Here is a 17361-nt window from a genome sequence, read left to right as displayed (position 1 = left end):
TAAACTTGTTGCCCTACGGGGCTTTCCGTGTCAAAACAGGCAGATATGACCTCTGCCTACTTTGGCACATACCAGCAAAGCCAAACTCAACTCAGCTTTTTGTGGAGTAAGAATCCAGCATAATGTATAGGGTTTGCAATGGATTTCTTGCTTGCTTTCTCGTTACGCATTCGTTTGAAAATCGTCCTGCCCGGCTTCGAGTTCACTTCAAGAATCCACACGCGACCACAGATATCAATCCCTAGATCAATACCAAGCTCAGCCAGTCGCCCATGATGAGCTTCCAGAAAAGGGGGAATTCGGCTTGAAAGCATATCGAGTGTGGCAATAAGCTCATGTGCCTTCGAGACACCGAACTCCTTGGTAAGGAACGAGGTCACATCTTCAGCTGTGCCTCCGCCATGTAGATTGGAGGTGATGCTTCCAGGTTTGCCAATACGTACGGCCATGCCGGTACTTTCCCATTGCCCACGGCCGTTTTTTTGCACAAGGGAACGTACATCGTAAGCCATTCCCTCTGTTGAATGGAGAGTTAGGTATTCTTGTATCAGATAGGGTCGCATACCAATTAGGTTGCGAAGCCAAAACCAGCACGAATCAAAGTCTTTAAAATCACGCTCTATGGGGTGATTATGGGCATCGCGCCCTTTTATATAAAAAGAGCTGTTATCGTCCATTGTGCTTATTTTGTGAATGTGCAATGCACCTCTGCCTTGGCTGCCACCCTGTGGTTTGAGGAAAACGTCGCTCCTTGTACGAAGCCATTTTCTTAGCTGGGTGCCACTTGACAGCATGCTCGTTTGAGGTAAGTAGAGCTGCAATGCGTTGTCTTTCTGTAGGATCTGACCCACTTCCCACTTTCCGCTCAAACCATAACCGAGAAAACGAATATGGGGTTTCGCACGCAGCTTGCCAACATGGTAACGGTACTGCCTATAGCTGTTTTTGCTGCTAAAGAAGCATCGATCATAGATAAGAGAAGGTAGAGGGAAGAGTTTCATGATCCACTCTTGTGTTTCCCTCAGGTAGGTGTAACCTCTCACCATTTCTTGCTTCCAATCGATACGATTCGGTGAGAAAACGAACACGTCGAGACCCTCGCTATCACCATAAGAAGTGAGATGCTCATAAAAGTCTGAACTTGCAAAAGGCAGCTTTCGATTCTGTTCCGTCACCATGATCCCTAACAAGGGACGAGTTGAGCTTAACCGCATGTTTTCACCCTCAGAACTTCGCTAAAAAACGCGCATACTGCACGATTTGTTTAACAGACGGCCTAATTTTCCGTTCATTGTTAAGAGGGGTATTATCATCCTTGGACGGCTTGGAGTTCACTTCGAGCAACCAAACTTTCCCCGTTTTATCTACAGCAAGGTCGATTCCTAGCTCACCAAAATGATTGGGAATTTGTGTTTCAATCCCTTTGGCGATGTCTAGGGAAGCCTTGCGCAATCGTCCCAAGACTGAGACACGTGTAGCTGACGAAAACGATGACTTAGCAAGTGCTCCAGGCACGGTCGTAAGACTGCCGCCACGAGCCAGGTTAGAGACAAAATGCTGCGTTCCTGCAATTCGGCCAACAATCGACGTTATGGCCCATTGCCCTAGGGCTCCCCTCTGTACAAGAGCTCGGAAATCAACAGGATTACCGTCGGAAGTGATGAGATCGAGTCCTTGTTGTAGCTGATAACGTTGTGTTTTGAGCTTGCCGGATAAGGCCTGAAACACAGCGGTTAGCGAGGAGAAAGATTGTTTGCGAGCCCCAGCGAGGTTCGTGAAGTGACAGGTAAAGCCATCTCCTGCTTCCTTGCGAATGCGAATGATTCCTTTACCTAAACTTCCGGTAATCGGTTTAAGGAATAAGACCGGATGGCGTGCGGCCATGGATTTCAACATCTGATAGTTTTTGAAGAGATAGGATTCGGGTAAATATCCATGGAGGGTGTTATCTTTGCGCAAGGCCTCGAATACTTCCGTTTTGTTCAAATATTTCTCATTAAAGATGTCAGTGGCATGGCGAGCTTTGACGTCTTTCATGAATTGTTGAACATTGGTCATGTTTTCATATTTGCGCGAGGTAAGTCGATTATAGATAACATTGGGAATCGGAAACGTTTTTTTGCTCCAGGAACCATTGGAATACGAATACGCGGTTAGAGTTTGGGCATTGGCACGCATTTCATCAGGCGGAAAAAAGCACACAATAGCCCCAAAAAGGTCACATGCGTTCGTCATTTCTTTACAAAAAGCGGTGATAGCACCGAATGGACGATCATTTGAGCTAGCATAAACCCGGCTAATCATTACGCCAATCAAGGGTCCGATCGACAAGGTGCTTGTGTTTTGCCTATAATGGAGATTGAGTTGAGCCCCATGATGAAGACCAATTTTGGAAGCGAGAGCAGGGTTTACACGTAAACTGTTGGTCGTTGAGGCAGTGACAATTTTGACATCCTGCTTGGCAGAGCCAAATCGCATAGTAATCGTTTGATTGGACGGAACTTTCCATTTTTTTGCAATGGCTTCACTTAGAACAACGGTCCGATCATCCAAATAGATGCTGGTGCCTTGAATGGATATTCCAACTTTCGTCCGGGTCAATAGCGAACACTCCTTCCAGCATCAAAAATGGCATTGCTGCTTAAGCAAAGTAAACTACTCCATCATATGAGGACATATTTCCCTTGGTGCCTAGGCATCTGTCCGAAAGTGCCCTTTTATTCGTTGAGAAAGTACTTAGGCCGTAACAAATGAAAAATGAGGAGGAAATAAAATGAATGTACATGATAAGGCTTATGAATTGGCAAAAGCAATTAAGGAGAGCCGTGAATACAAGGATATGAAGGAGTTCCGCTCCATCATTAACGGCGATGCATCCAGTAAGAGCTTGTTGGAAGATTTCCGCAATCGTCAAAATGAGCTGCAGCAGAAAATGGCTGGGGGCGACATGCCGCCGCAAGAAGATATGGAACAATTGCAGAAACTCTATGAGGAGCTTGCTCTCAATCCACGTATTAACCAATTATTCGACGCAGAGCGCCGACTGTCTATCGTACTGGAAGATGTGCAGCGGATTATTGCTGAGCCGTTAGAAGCAATGTTGAAATAAAAAAGAGTGTATCCCTCGTAGAGAAGTCTAGCGGTCTATTCGTCTAGAAGTCTACTCTTGGGCTGCACTCTTTTTTTAGTAAACAATCTAAGAGAAGGATACCTTTATGCTAGGCTCGCTGTTGCGAAATAACTCGAAACTGTCTATAGTAAAAGGGTATTTATTAGGAAAAGAGGACTTGAAACCGTTATGGCAAAAGCAAAAATCACGGAGCTCGATATCGTTAGAGCCTTCGCCATCCTTGCAGTCGTTCTGATTCATGTTACTGCTGACTGGACAGTGGATCCGGCTTTGAAGGGGAGCAGCACCGAACTAATCATTTTATTTTTTAACAAAATAAGCTATTTCGCAGTTCCGGTTTTTATTTTTTTGAGTGGCATTGTATTGTTCTACATTTATACGGATAAGTGGAGCGCGAAACAGGCTGGCATTTTCTACTGGAAACGTGTCCGCCAAGTGTTAGTTCCTTATATCGTTTGGTCCTTCTTCTACTATATATATAATCCTTGGCTTTGGACGCCGGGGCACCCGATTAAAATTGATCTACGTGTTTTTCTGGAACAGTTAAAATGGGCTGATTCCGGCTATCATTTGTATTTCATGATTATTATTGTACAGTTTTACCTGCTGTTTCCGCTGCTAGTTTGGGCTGTTAGAAATGCGCCATGGTTTCGCCGAACGCTGGCGCTTTGGGGACTAGCCATTCAAGCAGGCGTTTACATTTACAGCCACTGGTTCGGTACGATTAGTCATAAACCAGAGCTTTGCATCACGTACTTCGGGTATTTCCTCGTGGGCGGTGCAATTGGCATGAACTACGGTGCCTTTCGTTCTTGGATGGAGCGGAACAAAGGCTGGGTGCTGCCAGCTGCATGCCTCAGTGGTTTGGCCTATGTGATGCTTTACCAATTGGGATTAAAAGGATATAAGTTTGAAAATACGTGGTACGAAATTTTATGGCTGCTCTATAGCATTAGCATCGGTGTAAGCTTTATCTGGATCGCGAAATGGCTTCTCCAAAAATCAACCAGAGTGGCAAGCTTCTTCGTCTCGCTAGGTTCGGTATCATTTGGTGTCTACCTGATGCATCCAGCGTTGTTATCCCTATGGAAATACAAAGTAACTATGCCTGGCTCGATTTTACTTTTTAACGTGTATAATGGGATCGTTTTTGTGCTGATTGTTGCGATACCGTGGGTACTCACGCTGCTATATAGAAAAGTAAGAAAAGTGTTGTCAATATGAAGGGAAAAAGACCCAGATGGTGGGTCTTTTTTTGTTTGTTTGTTTACGTTATGTGTTTGAAAATTCCTCTCGGGTATCGGATAATTGCAGAGACGGATTGTTGGACAGTCTGGTTTAATGAAGTCGAGGTTGCTCAGCTCATGACAGTTTGTCGACCATATCGGTGGAGACTTTCTAAATATATGCTACATATAGAAGAAAGGTTGTTGATGGATGAACGAAATCATTTCTTTATTGCAAAATCATCGCTCCATTCGTAAGTTTACGAATGAGCCAGTAAGCTCGGAACAGCTGGACGCTATTCTGACAGCCGCTCAAGCGGCATCTACATCCAGCAATATGCAAGCCTATAGCGTTATCCACGTTACGGATGACGGGCTGAAGAACCAGCTTGCCGCGCTAGCCGGCAATCAAGCTTATGTCAGCGAGTGTCCGCTGTTCCTAGTGTGGTGCGCGGATTTGCATCGATACGCGCAGGCTGTCCACCGTCATGGGGACACCCCGGTTACTGGCAACGCTGAGAATTTCATCGTTGCCACGGTAGACGCTGCATTAGCTGCGCAAAATGCAGCCATTGCCGCCGAGTCACTTGGACTCGGCGTGGTGTATATTGGCGGGCTGCGCAATAAGCCCGCTGAGGTGTCCCAGCTGCTAGGCTTGCCGCAGCTGGTATACCCGGTCTTCGGCATGTGCATCGGTATGCCGGACCAAGAGCCGCTGCTGAGGCCGCGGCTCCCGCGAGAAGCCGTATACCATGAGGATCGGTATACGGATAACGAAAGAGCGGTCGACGTCTACGACGAGAGCATCCGCGACTATATGAAGGTTCGTACCGATGGCAAGGTCGATACGACCTGGTCCAAGGATATGGCCGCCAAAGCGCAGCGGCCGAGAGAGCACATGAAACCCTTCCTAAGCTCCCAGGGTTTCGAGGTTGAGTAAGCCTTAATCTTTCGCTTTGAACATATAAAAAGAACTTGTCTCATACAATGAAAATAGGATGAGATAGGTTCTTTTTTATCTAAAGCGAAAGGAGTGGTCATTTTGAAAGGCTTTAAAAATGTCGTCTACATGAGCTTAGCATTAGGCATGCTATTTTACTCCGTTCCCCAATTGGAGTTTCGAGACGTAGGGTCGCTGCCTATGGTATTTAGTGTCATCTGGGTCGTGATGGCCCTGCTTGTGACAGCCTCTCATTTGCATCAAATACTTGGTGTGGATGAAGAGAAGCGCAAAGAGCTAAACCGCATCAATCGGATGAAGAAATGGCAGTTGGAGCAGCTTGTTCAAGGTCGTCGGAAACTTCTGCAGTTCAAGAAGTAGCGAAGAAGAGATTTCCATTTTGACAACGAACGTATGTTTGCTATAATACAAATAAAGCATCCAATCCAATAGGGTTGGATTTTTTATTTAGGAAAAGCTGATCTCATTGTTCTTGCGCTCTGTAACGATTATACTAGTAGTACAGAGTAATACAGGAAGAAGCGAATGAGGTGTAACAGTTGGATACACAATCCGTGGATACGTTAACGAAGCATGAACAAATTTTACGCTATATTGAAAGCTTAAAGCTGGGCAGCCGGATCTCCGTTCGCAAAATTGCCAAGAACATGGAAGTCAGTGAAGGAACGGCTTACCGAGCTATTAAGGAGGCCGAGAATCAAGGTCTGGTCTCGACCAAAGAGCGAATCGGAACTGTTAGAGTCGAGAAAAAACTGCGGCAGAACATTGATAAGCTCACTTTTGCTGAAGTCGTAAACATGGTCGATGGGCAAGTGCTCGGTGGCTCAAAGGGACTCCATAAGACGCTGCACAAGTTCGTTATCGGCGCGATGGAACAAGATGCCATGATGCGCTACATTGAGGCAGGCAGCCTTCTTATCGTTGGTAACCGCAACCGTGCCCATATCTGTGCTTTGGAACAAAGCGCAGGTGTGCTCATCACGGGGGGATTTAACACCAGTACAGAGGTGAAAGTCCTTGCAGATGAACTGGAACTACCCATTATTTCGAGCAGCTACGATACATTTACAGTTGCCTCCATGATTAATAGAGCCATATACGATCGTTTGATCAAGAAGAAGATAATGCTTGTGGAGGACATCCTGGCATCAGGTGCTTCCCTATATGCCCTTAAGGCAAATAGTACACTGAAGGATTGGCAGCGCATGTCTGAGGATACAGGGTACAGCCGTTTTCCTGTCGTAGACGAGTGGAACCGAATTATCGGTGTTGTGACCTCGAAGGATATGGTGGGTGCTAATTCTCTACAAACGGTAGATAAGCTTATGACGCGCAGTCCGCTTACTGTAACGCCACAAACTTCGGTAGCATCAGCGGCTCACATGATGGTGTGGGAAGGCATTGAACTGCTGCCAGTCGTGGATACAAACCGCAAAATACTTGGCGTGCTTAATCGCAGCGATGTGCTGAAAGCCATGCAGTATATTCAGAAGCAGCCGCAGAATGGTGAAACGTTCGAGGATTTAATCTGGTCTGGACTGGAAGAAGTTAGGGACGAGAAGGGGACACTGCAGTTTCATGGCGTTATCACCCCACAGATGACGAATCATTTGGGTACGGTATCGGAAGGTGTTCTTACAACATTGATGACCCAAGCAGCCTATCGCATCGTGCAAGAACATAAGAAGGGGGATCTTGTCATGGACAATATGTCGACCTATTTCTTAAAACCGCTGCAAATTGACTCCAAAATAGAAATACGGCCCACCATCATTGAGGTGAGCCGTAAGTTTGGCAAAATAGATGTAGAAATTTATCACGCTGGGACTTTGGTTTCCAAAGCGATGCTAACCGCTCAAGTCATTTAACGCAGCATGCGATCGAAGTGCCCGTGATTGCGAATGCCGGCGAATAAGTTGAACAGACCTAGCAAGACCAGCACGGTGCCAAAGATACGGCGAAAGCTGGATTCACTAAAGAAGAAGAGTTGGGTGATGGCAATCAGAACGAGCATCAAACCCATACAAATATTCATGCGGGCCGAGAATAAACCGCGTCTGGCCGCATCCGTTTCACGTCGAGACCGGAAGCTGAAATACAAGGATAGCGCCAGCAGTATGCAAATAAGGGAGAATAAAGCGATTTGAATGGCGAACATCTGGTTAATCCGTCCTTTAGGCGAGTTTACTGTTTACTTTAGCGATTTTAATGAAAGATTGCAATATTCTATTACCTCTATCACCTAAAAAGTCCTCAAGGCGGTTATGTTCGTTTCTCTTGGGCCGTAATCCAGACAGTCAGCTCGGTTTGAATCAATATGATGGATTTGACCTCAACGACGTATTTTTTATCATGCAATATATAGGTCCGCTGGGTAATAATTCTTTCATAAAGGGGCTGTGAGTCCCGCACGAACGCGGCCTTTTGGCCAATAACGAGCTTGAGCTCGCTTTTAATATCGCTCTCAATTTCTTTCTGAATATCTTCACTAATGAGTTCTTCCTGATTTTTCTGAACCAAGTGTACGTTGACGACATTAATTAAGGATTGCTTATTTTTTGTCTTGTTTAAGCTGTCAATATCGGCACGCAAATCACGATTTTCTTGCAAATATTTATGCATCTCCACATATAGTTGCGTGTAGTTATACTGATGAATGCTCATATAGATTGCGCTCCCTATGATAGCTCCCGAAAGCATCAGTCCTAAGCTCGAAAGCAGACGTTGATATCGGGCAAAAGGAGGGATCCTCAAGGCTGATTGCCCCCTTTACAGATCATTTGAATGAGTGAAGTGCCCATCTGCGCGCCAATAAAGGCAACAATAATCAGAACGATTTGCTTAATAGCGGGATTCAAATGCCCTATAGCTACATGGCTTTCAATATAGCGTATAGGATCAATCGTGCCGCCAACAGCAGCTACCATGGCCCAGATTTTAATGTTTTCTGCAATGGTCAGCATTTTTTCCGTCGGTGATTGAAGCGTGAGCACGGCTGCTATTCCACTTAACATGCTGCCTCCAAATACGACCCCGAATGCAATACAGAAATACACGATAATATTTGCCCAAAAGACATACATGTCCTTATCGCTTCCTTTCCGGCTAAGTTAAAGAGGACAAACTCTCTATACTTAATGTATGGGAATGCCTAGCACCAATATGATAAAATACAAGGAATAAAATGAAAGAAGGGAGGACATGCTGATGAGTTCGTTTGTACACTTGCATGTTCATAGTGAATACAGTTTATTAGACGGTGCAGCACGTATGGAGGAGCTTGTTTCCCGAGCGGCTGATCTTGGCATGACCTCTCTGGCATTGACGGATCACGGTGTCATGTATGGCGCCATTGCCTTCTACAAAGCCTGCAAACAGCGAGGCATTAAACCAATTATTGGTTGTGAAGTCTATTTCACAGCGGGATCTATTCGCGATAAAGGAACTAGACAGGAACAGCCGATCTATCACCTCATTCTGCTCGCCAAAAATTTTCAAGGCTATCAAAATTTAATGAAGCTCTGCTCAATCGGGCACTTACAGGGCTTTCACTATAAACCGCGCATCGATTTGGAACATTTAGCCAAGCATTCAGAGGGACTTATTTGTCTAAGCTCCTGCTTAGGCAGCGAGGTTTCCCAGCATTTGCTTCACAATCGTCACGACGAAGCCAAAAAAGCGGCGGAGCGTTATCGTGACATTTTCGGCGATGACTTCTTTCTGGAAATTCAAGATCATGGGATGATTGAACAGAAAAAAGTGATGATCTCAATGATCGAGCTGAGTAAAGAAACCGGAATCCCGCTAATTGCCACGAATGATGTGCATTATGTGACTGAACCGGATCATGTGATGCAGGACATTCTCATCTGTATTGGAACAGGCAAAACAGTGGAGGATACAGATCGGCTTAAGATGGGGACAAGTCAGATGTATTTGAAAAGCGAAGAGGAGATGAAACGTTTATTCGTCCATGTCCCCGAAGCGCTTACGAATACGAGTGTTGTAGCTTCACGCTGTGAACTCGAACTTACGTTCGGTAAATCGATTTTGCCTAGCTTTCGTCCGATTCCAGATCACCTTACAGCAGGTGAATATTTGCAAAAGCTCTGTGTGCAGGGGCTGGAACAGCGTTATTCTGCTAAATCAGAGTGGCATACAGCGGATTCACCGCTGCGGAAACAAGCAGAAGAACGTCTTACGTATGAGTTAGGCGTTATTGAGAAAATGGGTTTCTCCGATTACTTCTTGATCGTATGGGATTTTATTCGTTTTGCGCACGAAAAGAGTATCATGACAGGGCCGGGCAGGGGATCTTCTGCCGGAAGTCTAGTTGCGTATGTACTGCGCATTACGAATGTGGATCCACTTAAATATAAGCTGCTGTTTGAACGTTTTCTTAACCCAGAGCGGATTACAATGCCGGATATTGATATCGATTTTAGCGATGAACGCCGGGATGAAGTGATTGACTACGTGGTTGCCAAATATGGGCACGAGCATGTCGCGCAAATTATTACCTTCGGAACGATGGCGGCTAAAGCTGCGGTAAGGGACGTCGGGCGTGTGTTAAATGTACCCTATGGGGATGTTGACCGTGCGGCTAAGGCAATTCCGAATCAACTAGGAATGACCTTATCGGAAGCGCTGCAGGTTAGTTCTGATTTAAAGGGGCTGGTCGCCAGACAGCCCAAGACAGCAGAGTTGCTTGAAATGGCGATGCGTGTTGAAGGAATGCCGCGCCATGCTTCAACGCATGCTGCAGGGGTTGTCATTTCCAGAGAACCGTTAACGCAGTATGTCCCTCTCCAAGAAGGGACGGCACAGACAGCTCTTACCCAGTATACGATGGAGCATTTGGAAGCCATCGGACTGTTAAAGATGGACTTTCTCGGCTTGCGGACGCTGTCTATTATAGAACGAACGGTTGATTGGATTGCACAGATGGAAGATGTTCGACTCAACTTTGATGTGCTGGATATGGATGAGGATGCTGTAACCTACGGTATGCTTAGTAAGGGAGAAACGACGGGTGTCTTCCAATTAGAGTCATCTGGGGTACGCAAGGTGTTGAAGGACTTGAAGCCCTCAGTGTTTGAAGATATTATTTCCGTTGTGGCCTTGTACCGTCCAGGTCCGATGGAGTTTATACCTAAGTACATTTTTGGGAAGCACGGACAGATGGAGGTTGTTTACCCGCATCCTACGTTAGAACCTATCCTTCGGGATACGTACGGCATTATCGTCTACCAAGAGCAAATTATGCAAATTGCCTCATCAATGGCCGGTTTTAGCTTAGGCGAAGCAGATTTGTTAAGACGAGCAGTGTCAAAGAAGAAGCGGGAAGTGCTGGATGAAGAACGGGCACATTTCGTTTCGGGCAGCTTGCGTCAAGGTTTTAACGCCGATGAGGCTAATCATGTCTATGATATGATCGTGCGTTTTGCTGATTATGGTTTCCCGCGTGCGCATGCAACGGCATATGGGGTGCTGGCATTTCAAACAGCTTATTTAAAAGCGCACTATCCGATCTATTTTATGGCTTCTATGTTAACGGCTGTCATGGGGAATCATCGGAAGGTAGCCGAATATGTGGATGAATGCCGACGGGTGAAATTGGCTGTGCTGCCGCCTGATGTCAATGGCAGCGGAACCGTATTTACACCGGATCCTGCGGCCGGGGCGATCCGCTTCGGACTTGCTGCGATCAAAAATGTAGGCACTCAAGCCATCGATGCTATTCTTAATGAACGGAAACAGTCACAGTTCGAGAGCTTGCTTGATTTCTGCAGACGTGTTGATTTACGCGTATGTAATAAGCGAGTAATTGAATCGCTCATTCAAGGTGGAGCCTTTGACACGCTAGGCGGGCATCGCGCCCAGCTGATGGCTATTCTCGATGAAACCATCGCCTCCGCAACCAAATGGCGCAAGGAACGGGATGATCTGCAGCTTCACCTCTTCGGCTTCGTTGAAGAACCGAATTGGGAGGTGGAAGTTCCGAACATACCTCCGATGCCGCAGAGCAAACAGTTGGAGCTCGAGAAGGAACTTCTCGGCATGTATATATCCGGACATCCGCTTGATGCCTATGCGGAGCAGCTTGGGGAGATCGAAGCGGTTATGCTTCATCAGCTAGGCGAGCTGCCTGATAACAGCGAGGTTCTTGTAGCGGGGATGATCCTCGCGAATAAGACGATCGTCACGAAGAAGGGGCAGCCTATGGCGTTCATGGAGCTGGAGGATCGTATCGAAAGGATAGAGGTGGTGTTGTTCCCCGAGACCTGGAAGAATGCGGCTCCGCTCGTGCAGAAGGGCAGACTCGTCCTCGTCCGGGCGAAGCTGCAGCTTCAGGACGAGGACCCGCCCAAGCTGCTCGCGGAGCAGCTTGTCGCGCTGGACGACCCTGCGGGCGTCCAGCGGCTCCGCCGGCAGCCAGGGGCGCATAGGCGATCAGCTGACGTAGTCAGCGATCCGTCAGCGCGCACGGCTGCCATCTCAGGCGGCGCACGCAGCCCCGCCGCTGTCACACAGGCGGCCCCTGCGGCGGGCCGCCAGGAGTCCCGCGCTGCGGCGCAGCCGGCGCGCACGAACGCTGCGGAGCCGAAGGCGCAGCGGGTGTTCGTCAAGATCTCGGCTGACTGCGAGCAGCCGGATAAGCTGCTGCAGCTGAAAGCGCTGCTGAAGCTGCACAAGGGTGGGCTCGCGGTTGCGCTTTTCTACGAAAGCAGCAACAAGCTCTTGGCCCTGAGCGACCAATATTTGGTCGATCCTTCGAAGGATTTGTTCCGTATGATTGAGACCATCATGGGTAAAGATTCGGTCAGAGTGAAATAAAGAGTGCATCCTTCGCATATGAATAGGAACCCGGCATTTCAGGGGCTTAATACATGCGTAGGAGGAGACTTATGACTGAACAACATATGATCCAGTTACTGCAAAAACGCGGTGTAACGGTAGAGCAAATCTCTGAAATTGTGTTCAAGCTGCAGAGGCCCTATAATGATCAACTATCGCAAGAAGAGTGTATCGAGAGTGTGCTGGCTGTTCTCGCCAAGCGGGAAGTGCAGTATACGCTGTATACGGGCATTGCTCTTGATGAATTGGCTGAGAAAAAACTACTGCCCGAACCGTTGCAATCGATTCTTGAAGCGGATGAACCCCTGTTCGGCGTCGATGAAACTCTGGCCCTAGGCATTGTTCATGTATATGGTATGATTGGCTTGACTAGCTTTGGCTATTTAGATAAGGAAAAAATGGGTATTATTCGAACATTGAATGATGATCGAAGTTCTGTACATGTTTTTCTGGATGATTTGATCTGTGGTTTGGCGGCAGCCGCTTCAGCCAGAATCGCTCATCAGAATGAGCATGCGCCTGATTATAGCAGTAAATTACGTCTGGACTAGCTCAAATAGTTCAGACTTCACTTTTTTTCATGAACGTGCTCTGTTGCGGGAAAAAGAGAAATTATGATATCATTATTCCATTGTGTGTGCCTATGCTTATGTAGGATGTTAATTATCATCGTTGCTAACTTGCCCTAATCCATGTAGTTGCACGTCATAGGAGGTTTTTTTTTCATGTGGACGGTGATATACATAGCTCCTACCGCGAAGATTGCAGAGCGGATTAAACAGAGGCTGACGGAAGAAGGATTTCTCGTACAAGTTCGGGGTATCTCTTTATCCAAAAATCAGTTCGAAATCGTCGTACCTGAAGGCGAATTAGAGGAAGTACAGGAAGTGCTTAATTCTATTTTACATAGATAATGAAAAGTAGAAGTAAGTAACGTGGCTTGTCAGAAGTTCAAGATAATAGCCAAGTAGAGGTGGAAATGTGCTAAAGGATTTATTTCAAAAGCGTAAATATGCAACGATTCCTTCCGAGAAAACAAAACGGGATATTCCCGAAGGTTTAATGAATAAATGCCCGAAATGCGGTACGATCCAAACGAGCAAAGAGCTTGAGAAGAATCTAAAAGTCTGTACAGCTTGTGGCTATCATTATCGGTTAAGCGCGCCCGAACGTATCCAATTAACGCTCGATGAAGGTCAGTTTTTGGAATACGACGCTGACATGATCTCCGAGGATCCTTTGGAGTTCCCTGACTACGTAGATAAATTAGATAAAGCGAAGAGCACAACGAAATTACAAGATGCAATTATGACCGGTGAAGGTACGATTGGTGGCTATCCGGTTATTGTTGCGGCTATGAGTTTTGACTTCATGGGTGGATCACTAGGCTCCGTTGTTGGGGAAAAAATAACCAGAGCGGTTGAAGCTGCAACTCAAAAGAAAGTTCCAATTATCATTTACTCCACATCAGGTGGAGCTCGTATGCAAGAAAGCATTCTAAGCTTGATGCAAATGGCGAAGACAAGCGCTGCTTTGTCCAAGCTCGGCGCGGAAGGCGGATTATTTATTTCTATTATTACAGATCCGACTTTCGGCGGCGTATCTGCGAGTTTTGCTATGCTAGGCGATATTATTATTGCTGAACCGGCTGCACCATTTGGATTTACAGGCCGTCGTGTTATTGAGCAAACGATTAAACAGAAGCTGCCGGACAATTTCCAGACATCTGAATTCAATCTCGAGCATGGTCAGCTCGACAAGGTCGTGAGCCGTAAGGATATGCGTCCTACGTTAATCAAGCTGTTAGACATGCACGGAGTGAAGGGGGAGGCGACTTATGGCGGGTGAAATGCCGTTTGAACAGCCGCTGGCGGAACTAAAGAAGAAGATTGCGGAACTGCGTACTTTTGGCGCAGAGAAGCAAATTGACTTTTCAGAGGAAATCCGCCGTTTGGAAGAAAGATATGTTGAACTCGAAGATGAGCTTTATGCGAATATGTCTTCTGCTGAGAAAATGCAGTTGGCTCGCCATCCGCAAAGGCCAACAACGATTGATTATATTGGAACCATTTTCACGGATTTCATAGAGTTTCATGGCGATCGCCTTTATGGGGATGACCTTGCGATTGTAGGTGGACTAGCTAAATTGAACGGCATTCCGGTTACGGTTGTCGGTCATCAAAAAGGGAAAGATACGAAGGACAATATTGCTCGTAACTTCGGTTGTCCGCATCCGGAAGGGTTCCGTAAAGCGCTGCGTTTGATGCGTCAAGCGAACAAGTTTAAGCGTCCTATTGTGACGTTTATTGATACCAAGGGGGCATTCCCTGGGAATGCTGCAGAAGAGCGCGGCCAAGGAGAAGCGATTGCCAGAAATTTACTGGAAATGGCCTCTTTTCGTGTGCCGATCATCTGTATTGTTATTGGGGAAGGCGGCAGTGGTGGCGCACTCGCGTTAGGTGTAGGTAACAAGGTATTAATGTTGGAGAATGCTATCTATTCGGTTATTAGTCCCGAAGGCGCGGCTTCCATCTTATATAAAGATGCTTCCAAAGCTTTACACGCGGCAGAAGCCATGAAAATTACTGCGGATCATATCTTGGAGCTTAAAGTGATCGACGGTATTATTCCAGAGCCTAAAGGTGGCGCTCACCGGGATTTAGCAGCACAAGCAGAATTGATCAAAACAGCTATCTGGGAACAGCTTCAGCATTTGCTAAGTATGAACGAACAGGAGCTGCTCGAGGACCGTTACCGCAAATTTAGAGAGATCGGCCGGTTCACATTCACTCAGGAGGGAAACCATGCGTAAAACGAAAATTGTCTGTACCATTGGACCTGCAAGCGAATCACAAGAGAATTTGAAAAAACTACTAGAAGCGGGAATGAATGTTGCCCGTCTTAACTTCTCCCACGGAGATTTTGAGGAGCACGGCGCACGTATCCGCAACCTACGCGCTGCATCCGCTGAGACAGGCAAAGTAGCAGCTATTTTGCTTGATACCAAAGGACCGGAAATTCGTACGGGAAAATTGAAAGAAGAGCCTATTGAGCTTGTTCAGGACAAGCACATCATTTTGACAACAGAAGAAATCTTGGGTGATGCAGATCGTATCTCAGTTACATATTCGAATCTGCCGCGGGACGTTGCTGTTGGATCTACCATTCTAATCGATGATGGTTTGATTGGCCTTTCGGTTGTTGATATTCGTGGAACCGAAATCGAGTGCCGCATTGTTAATGGCGGAACGATTAAAAGTAAAAAAGGCGTTAACGTACCAGGTGTGAAAATCAGCCTTCCGGGTATCACGGAGAAAGATGCTAATGATATCGTCTTCGGTATCGAGCAAGGCGTAGATTTCATCGCGGCTTCGTTCGTTCGTAAAGCAAGTGACGTTATGGAAATTCGTGAATTGTTGGAAAGACACAATGCTTCACACATCCAAATCATAAGTAAAATCGAAAACCAAGAGGGCGTTGACAACTTAGACGAAATCCTTGAAGTATCCGATGGTCTGATGGTTGCTCGCGGGGATCTTGGGGTTGAAATTCCAGCTGAAGATGTTCCTGTTGTTCAAAAACAAATGATCAAAAAATGTAACATCGTAGGTAAGCCGGTTATTACAGCAACGATGATGCTCGACTCGATGCAGCGTAACCCGCGTCCAACGCGTGCTGAAGCAAGTGACGTAGCCAATGCGGTGTTTGACGGAACGGATGCTGTTATGTTGTCCGGTGAAACCGCTGCTGGTAAATATCCAGTTGAGTCCGTGCAAACGATGGCTCGTATCGCTGAGCGTGCGGAAGCGGCTTTGGAATATAAAGAAATTTTCCTTCGTCAAGCGCAAGCGCAGCAAGTTACTGTAACTGAAGCGATTTCTCAAGCGGTAGCTAACTCAGCTTTGGAGTTGGGTGCGAAAGCGATCTTAACAGCTACGGAAAGTGGATATACAGCTAGAATGGTATCCAAATACCGTCCGAAATCACCAATCATCGCAGTTACGCCTAGCGAGCAAGTCATTCGCCGCTTATCCCTTGTATGGGGTGTAATTCCGGTGATGGGCGTGCAAGCAAAAACGACGGACGAGCTGTTCAACCTTGCGGTAGAAAGCAGCATTAAAACGGGGATCGTATCTCTAGGTGATATCGTTGTTATTACGGCAGGTGTACCTGTTGGTCGCTCCGGAACAACGAACTTGATCAAGGTTCATCACGTAGGTGAGATGATTGCCAAAGGAACAGGTATCGGCATGCAAACAGCTACAGGTATCGTTGTAACGGCTCGTACACCAGAAGAAGCGAATGCGAAAATGGTAGACGGTGCAGTACTTGTAACGGTATCGACGGACAAAGAATATATGCCAGCTGTACAAAGAGCTTCAGCGTTGATTACCGAAGTGGGCGGAATCACTTCCCATGCGGCAGTAGTCGCTTTAAGCCTTGGAATTCCTGTAATTGTAGGCGTTGAGAACGCAGTGGAATTAATCAAAGATGGCACAGAAGTTTCTATCTATCCAGAAGTTGGCGTCATCTACTCTGGTCAAGCGAGCGTTCTGTAGGTATAGCAAAGAGTGAAGCGATTATTAGGCTTCACTCTTTTTTTATTTTAATAGCACTTCTAAAACAAAACGAGTACACATTCGGCATTACCCATCCCTAGTCCTAGCTGTGTTATAATTGTTCTAAGACTTGTTATTGGAGGAATACATCATCATGACTCAGGAGCGCTGGCATCAGCATCAGTTTCGTGTGAGATATGAAGAAACGGATCAAATGGGGGTTGCGTACCATGCCAACTATTTGACGTGGTTCGAGATTGGGCGGACCGAGCTTATCAGGGAGCTTGGTTACCCATACCGGCGAATTGAGGAGAAGGGGCTGTTGCTGCCGCTTGTTGAAGCGGAGATTAAGTTCAAGAAGCCTGCTCGTTATGATGATATGGTTTGCGTGAACACGCGAGTGATTGACATGAGCAGTGTTCGGCTCCATTTTGCCTATGAAATTCGTAAAGTTTCGGAAGAAATGATGACGCTAACCGTAGATTCGGCTGCACAACCTACCGGGGAATTACTTGTGACGGGTGCAACTCATCACGTTTGGGTGAATCCTTCTTGGAAGCCAGTACGTATAGAGAAGGAAGCGCCAGAATTATGGCAGCTGTTAGCTAAGTATTCATAAAAGGGGCT

17 protein-coding genes are annotated in these 17361 nt (G+C 46.5%); 12 read left to right on the top strand and 5 right to left on the bottom strand.

What is annotated here, in order from left to right; all coding sequences use genetic code 11:
• Window positions 1-86: 86 nt before the first annotated feature.
• Together QFZ78_RS14940 and QFZ78_RS14935 are read right to left on the bottom strand one after the other, a co-directional pair.
• Entirely contained in the window at window positions 87-1214 is a 1128-nt protein-coding gene (locus QFZ78_RS14940; protein WP_307548637.1) for a YheC/YheD family endospore coat-associated protein, read from the bottom strand.
• Between the two features lie 10 nt (window positions 1215-1224).
• Window positions 1225-2601, bottom strand: coding sequence for a YheC/YheD family endospore coat-associated protein (locus tag QFZ78_RS14935; protein WP_307548635.1), 1377 nt, complete (start codon window positions 2599-2601; stop codon window positions 1225-1227).
• A gap of 172 nt (window positions 2602-2773) precedes the next feature.
• Between QFZ78_RS14935 and QFZ78_RS14930 the strand changes: the two genes are divergently transcribed.
• From QFZ78_RS14930 to QFZ78_RS14910, 5 genes are all read left to right on the top strand, one after another.
• A complete protein-coding gene (locus tag QFZ78_RS14930; RefSeq protein WP_307548633.1) occupies window positions 2774-3109 on the top strand; it encodes a YlbF family regulator in 336 nt (111 codons plus the stop codon).
• Between the two features lie 189 nt (window positions 3110-3298).
• A complete protein-coding gene (locus QFZ78_RS14925; RefSeq protein ID WP_307548631.1) occupies window positions 3299-4354 on the top strand; it encodes an acyltransferase in 1056 nt (351 codons plus the stop codon).
• Window positions 4355-4567: 213 nt separating this feature from the next.
• A complete protein-coding gene (gene nfsA, locus QFZ78_RS14920; protein WP_307548629.1) occupies window positions 4568-5296 on the top strand; it encodes an oxygen-insensitive NADPH nitroreductase in 729 nt (242 codons plus the stop codon).
• 93 nt (window positions 5297-5389) lie between these two features.
• Window positions 5390-5677, top strand: coding sequence for a hypothetical protein (locus tag QFZ78_RS14915; protein WP_307548628.1), 288 nt, complete (start codon window positions 5390-5392; stop codon window positions 5675-5677).
• Between the two features lie 179 nt (window positions 5678-5856).
• On the top strand, window positions 5857-7185 hold the full coding sequence (locus QFZ78_RS14910; RefSeq protein ID WP_307548626.1) for a DRTGG domain-containing protein: 1329 nt from the start codon (window positions 5857-5859) through the stop codon (window positions 7183-7185).
• Here the strand turns inward: QFZ78_RS14910 and QFZ78_RS14905 are convergent.
• The 3 genes from QFZ78_RS14905 to QFZ78_RS14895 all read right to left on the bottom strand — a co-directional run bounded on the left by QFZ78_RS14905 (window position 7182) and on the right by QFZ78_RS14895 (window position 8400).
• On the bottom strand, window positions 7182-7475 hold the full coding sequence (locus tag QFZ78_RS14905) for a YtpI family protein (protein WP_307548624.1): 294 nt from the start codon (window positions 7473-7475) through the stop codon (window positions 7182-7184). The genes QFZ78_RS14910 and QFZ78_RS14905 overlap by 4 nt on opposite strands.
• Window positions 7476-7579: 104 nt before the next feature.
• A complete protein-coding gene (locus tag QFZ78_RS14900; protein WP_307548622.1) occupies window positions 7580-7981 on the bottom strand; it encodes a sporulation membrane protein YtrI in 402 nt (133 codons plus the stop codon).
• Window positions 7982-8067: 86 nt separating this feature from the next.
• Window positions 8068-8400: a YtrH family sporulation protein gene (locus QFZ78_RS14895; protein WP_171642929.1), complete on the bottom strand. Its 333-nt coding sequence runs from the start codon at window positions 8398-8400 to the stop codon at window positions 8068-8070.
• A gap of 124 nt (window positions 8401-8524) precedes the next feature.
• On the opposite strand from QFZ78_RS14895, the gene QFZ78_RS14890 reads away from it, so the two are divergent.
• The 7 genes from QFZ78_RS14890 (at window position 8525) to QFZ78_RS14860 (ending at window position 17353) form a co-directional block, all read left to right on the top strand.
• Complete coding sequence (locus QFZ78_RS14890) at window positions 8525-12154, top strand: DNA polymerase III subunit alpha (protein ID WP_307548619.1); 3630 nt, start codon at window positions 8525-8527, stop codon at window positions 12152-12154.
• 71 nt (window positions 12155-12225) lie between these two features.
• Window positions 12226-12726, top strand: a complete 501-nt coding sequence (locus QFZ78_RS14885; protein WP_307548617.1) for a phosphatidylglycerophosphatase A family protein — start codon at window positions 12226-12228, stop codon at window positions 12724-12726.
• Between the two features lie 174 nt (window positions 12727-12900).
• Window positions 12901-13089: a hypothetical protein gene (locus QFZ78_RS14880; RefSeq protein ID WP_028554922.1), complete on the top strand. Its 189-nt coding sequence runs from the start codon at window positions 12901-12903 to the stop codon at window positions 13087-13089.
• Window positions 13090-13156: 67 nt separating this feature from the next.
• Window positions 13157-14023 carry an acetyl-CoA carboxylase, carboxyltransferase subunit beta gene (gene accD, locus QFZ78_RS14875; RefSeq protein WP_307548613.1) on the top strand — a complete coding sequence of 289 codons (867 nt, stop codon included), beginning with the start codon at window positions 13157-13159 and terminating at the stop codon, window positions 14021-14023.
• On the top strand, window positions 14013-14987 hold the full coding sequence (locus QFZ78_RS14870; protein ID WP_307548612.1) for an acetyl-CoA carboxylase carboxyltransferase subunit alpha: 975 nt from the start codon (window positions 14013-14015) through the stop codon (window positions 14985-14987). Before accD ends, QFZ78_RS14870 begins: the two co-directional genes overlap by 11 nt.
• The gene (gene pyk / locus QFZ78_RS14865) at window positions 14980-16734 is read left to right on the top strand and encodes a pyruvate kinase (protein WP_171691116.1); all 1755 of its coding nucleotides are present in this window, start codon (window positions 14980-14982) and stop codon (window positions 16732-16734) included. The genes QFZ78_RS14870 and pyk overlap by 8 nt, the downstream gene beginning before the upstream one ends.
• 154 nt (window positions 16735-16888) lie before the next feature.
• On the top strand, window positions 16889-17353 hold the full coding sequence (locus QFZ78_RS14860) for an acyl-CoA thioesterase (protein ID WP_307548610.1): 465 nt from the start codon (window positions 16889-16891) through the stop codon (window positions 17351-17353).
• Window positions 17354-17361 lie beyond the last annotated feature (8 nt).

It is taken from the genome of Paenibacillus sp. V4I5, from assembly GCF_030817255.1.
Lineage (GTDB): Bacteria > Bacillota > Bacilli > Paenibacillales > NBRC-103111 > Paenibacillus_E.
The sequence above is the reverse complement of the archived record's forward strand: the minus strand, read 5'-3'. Positions and strand labels throughout refer to the sequence as shown.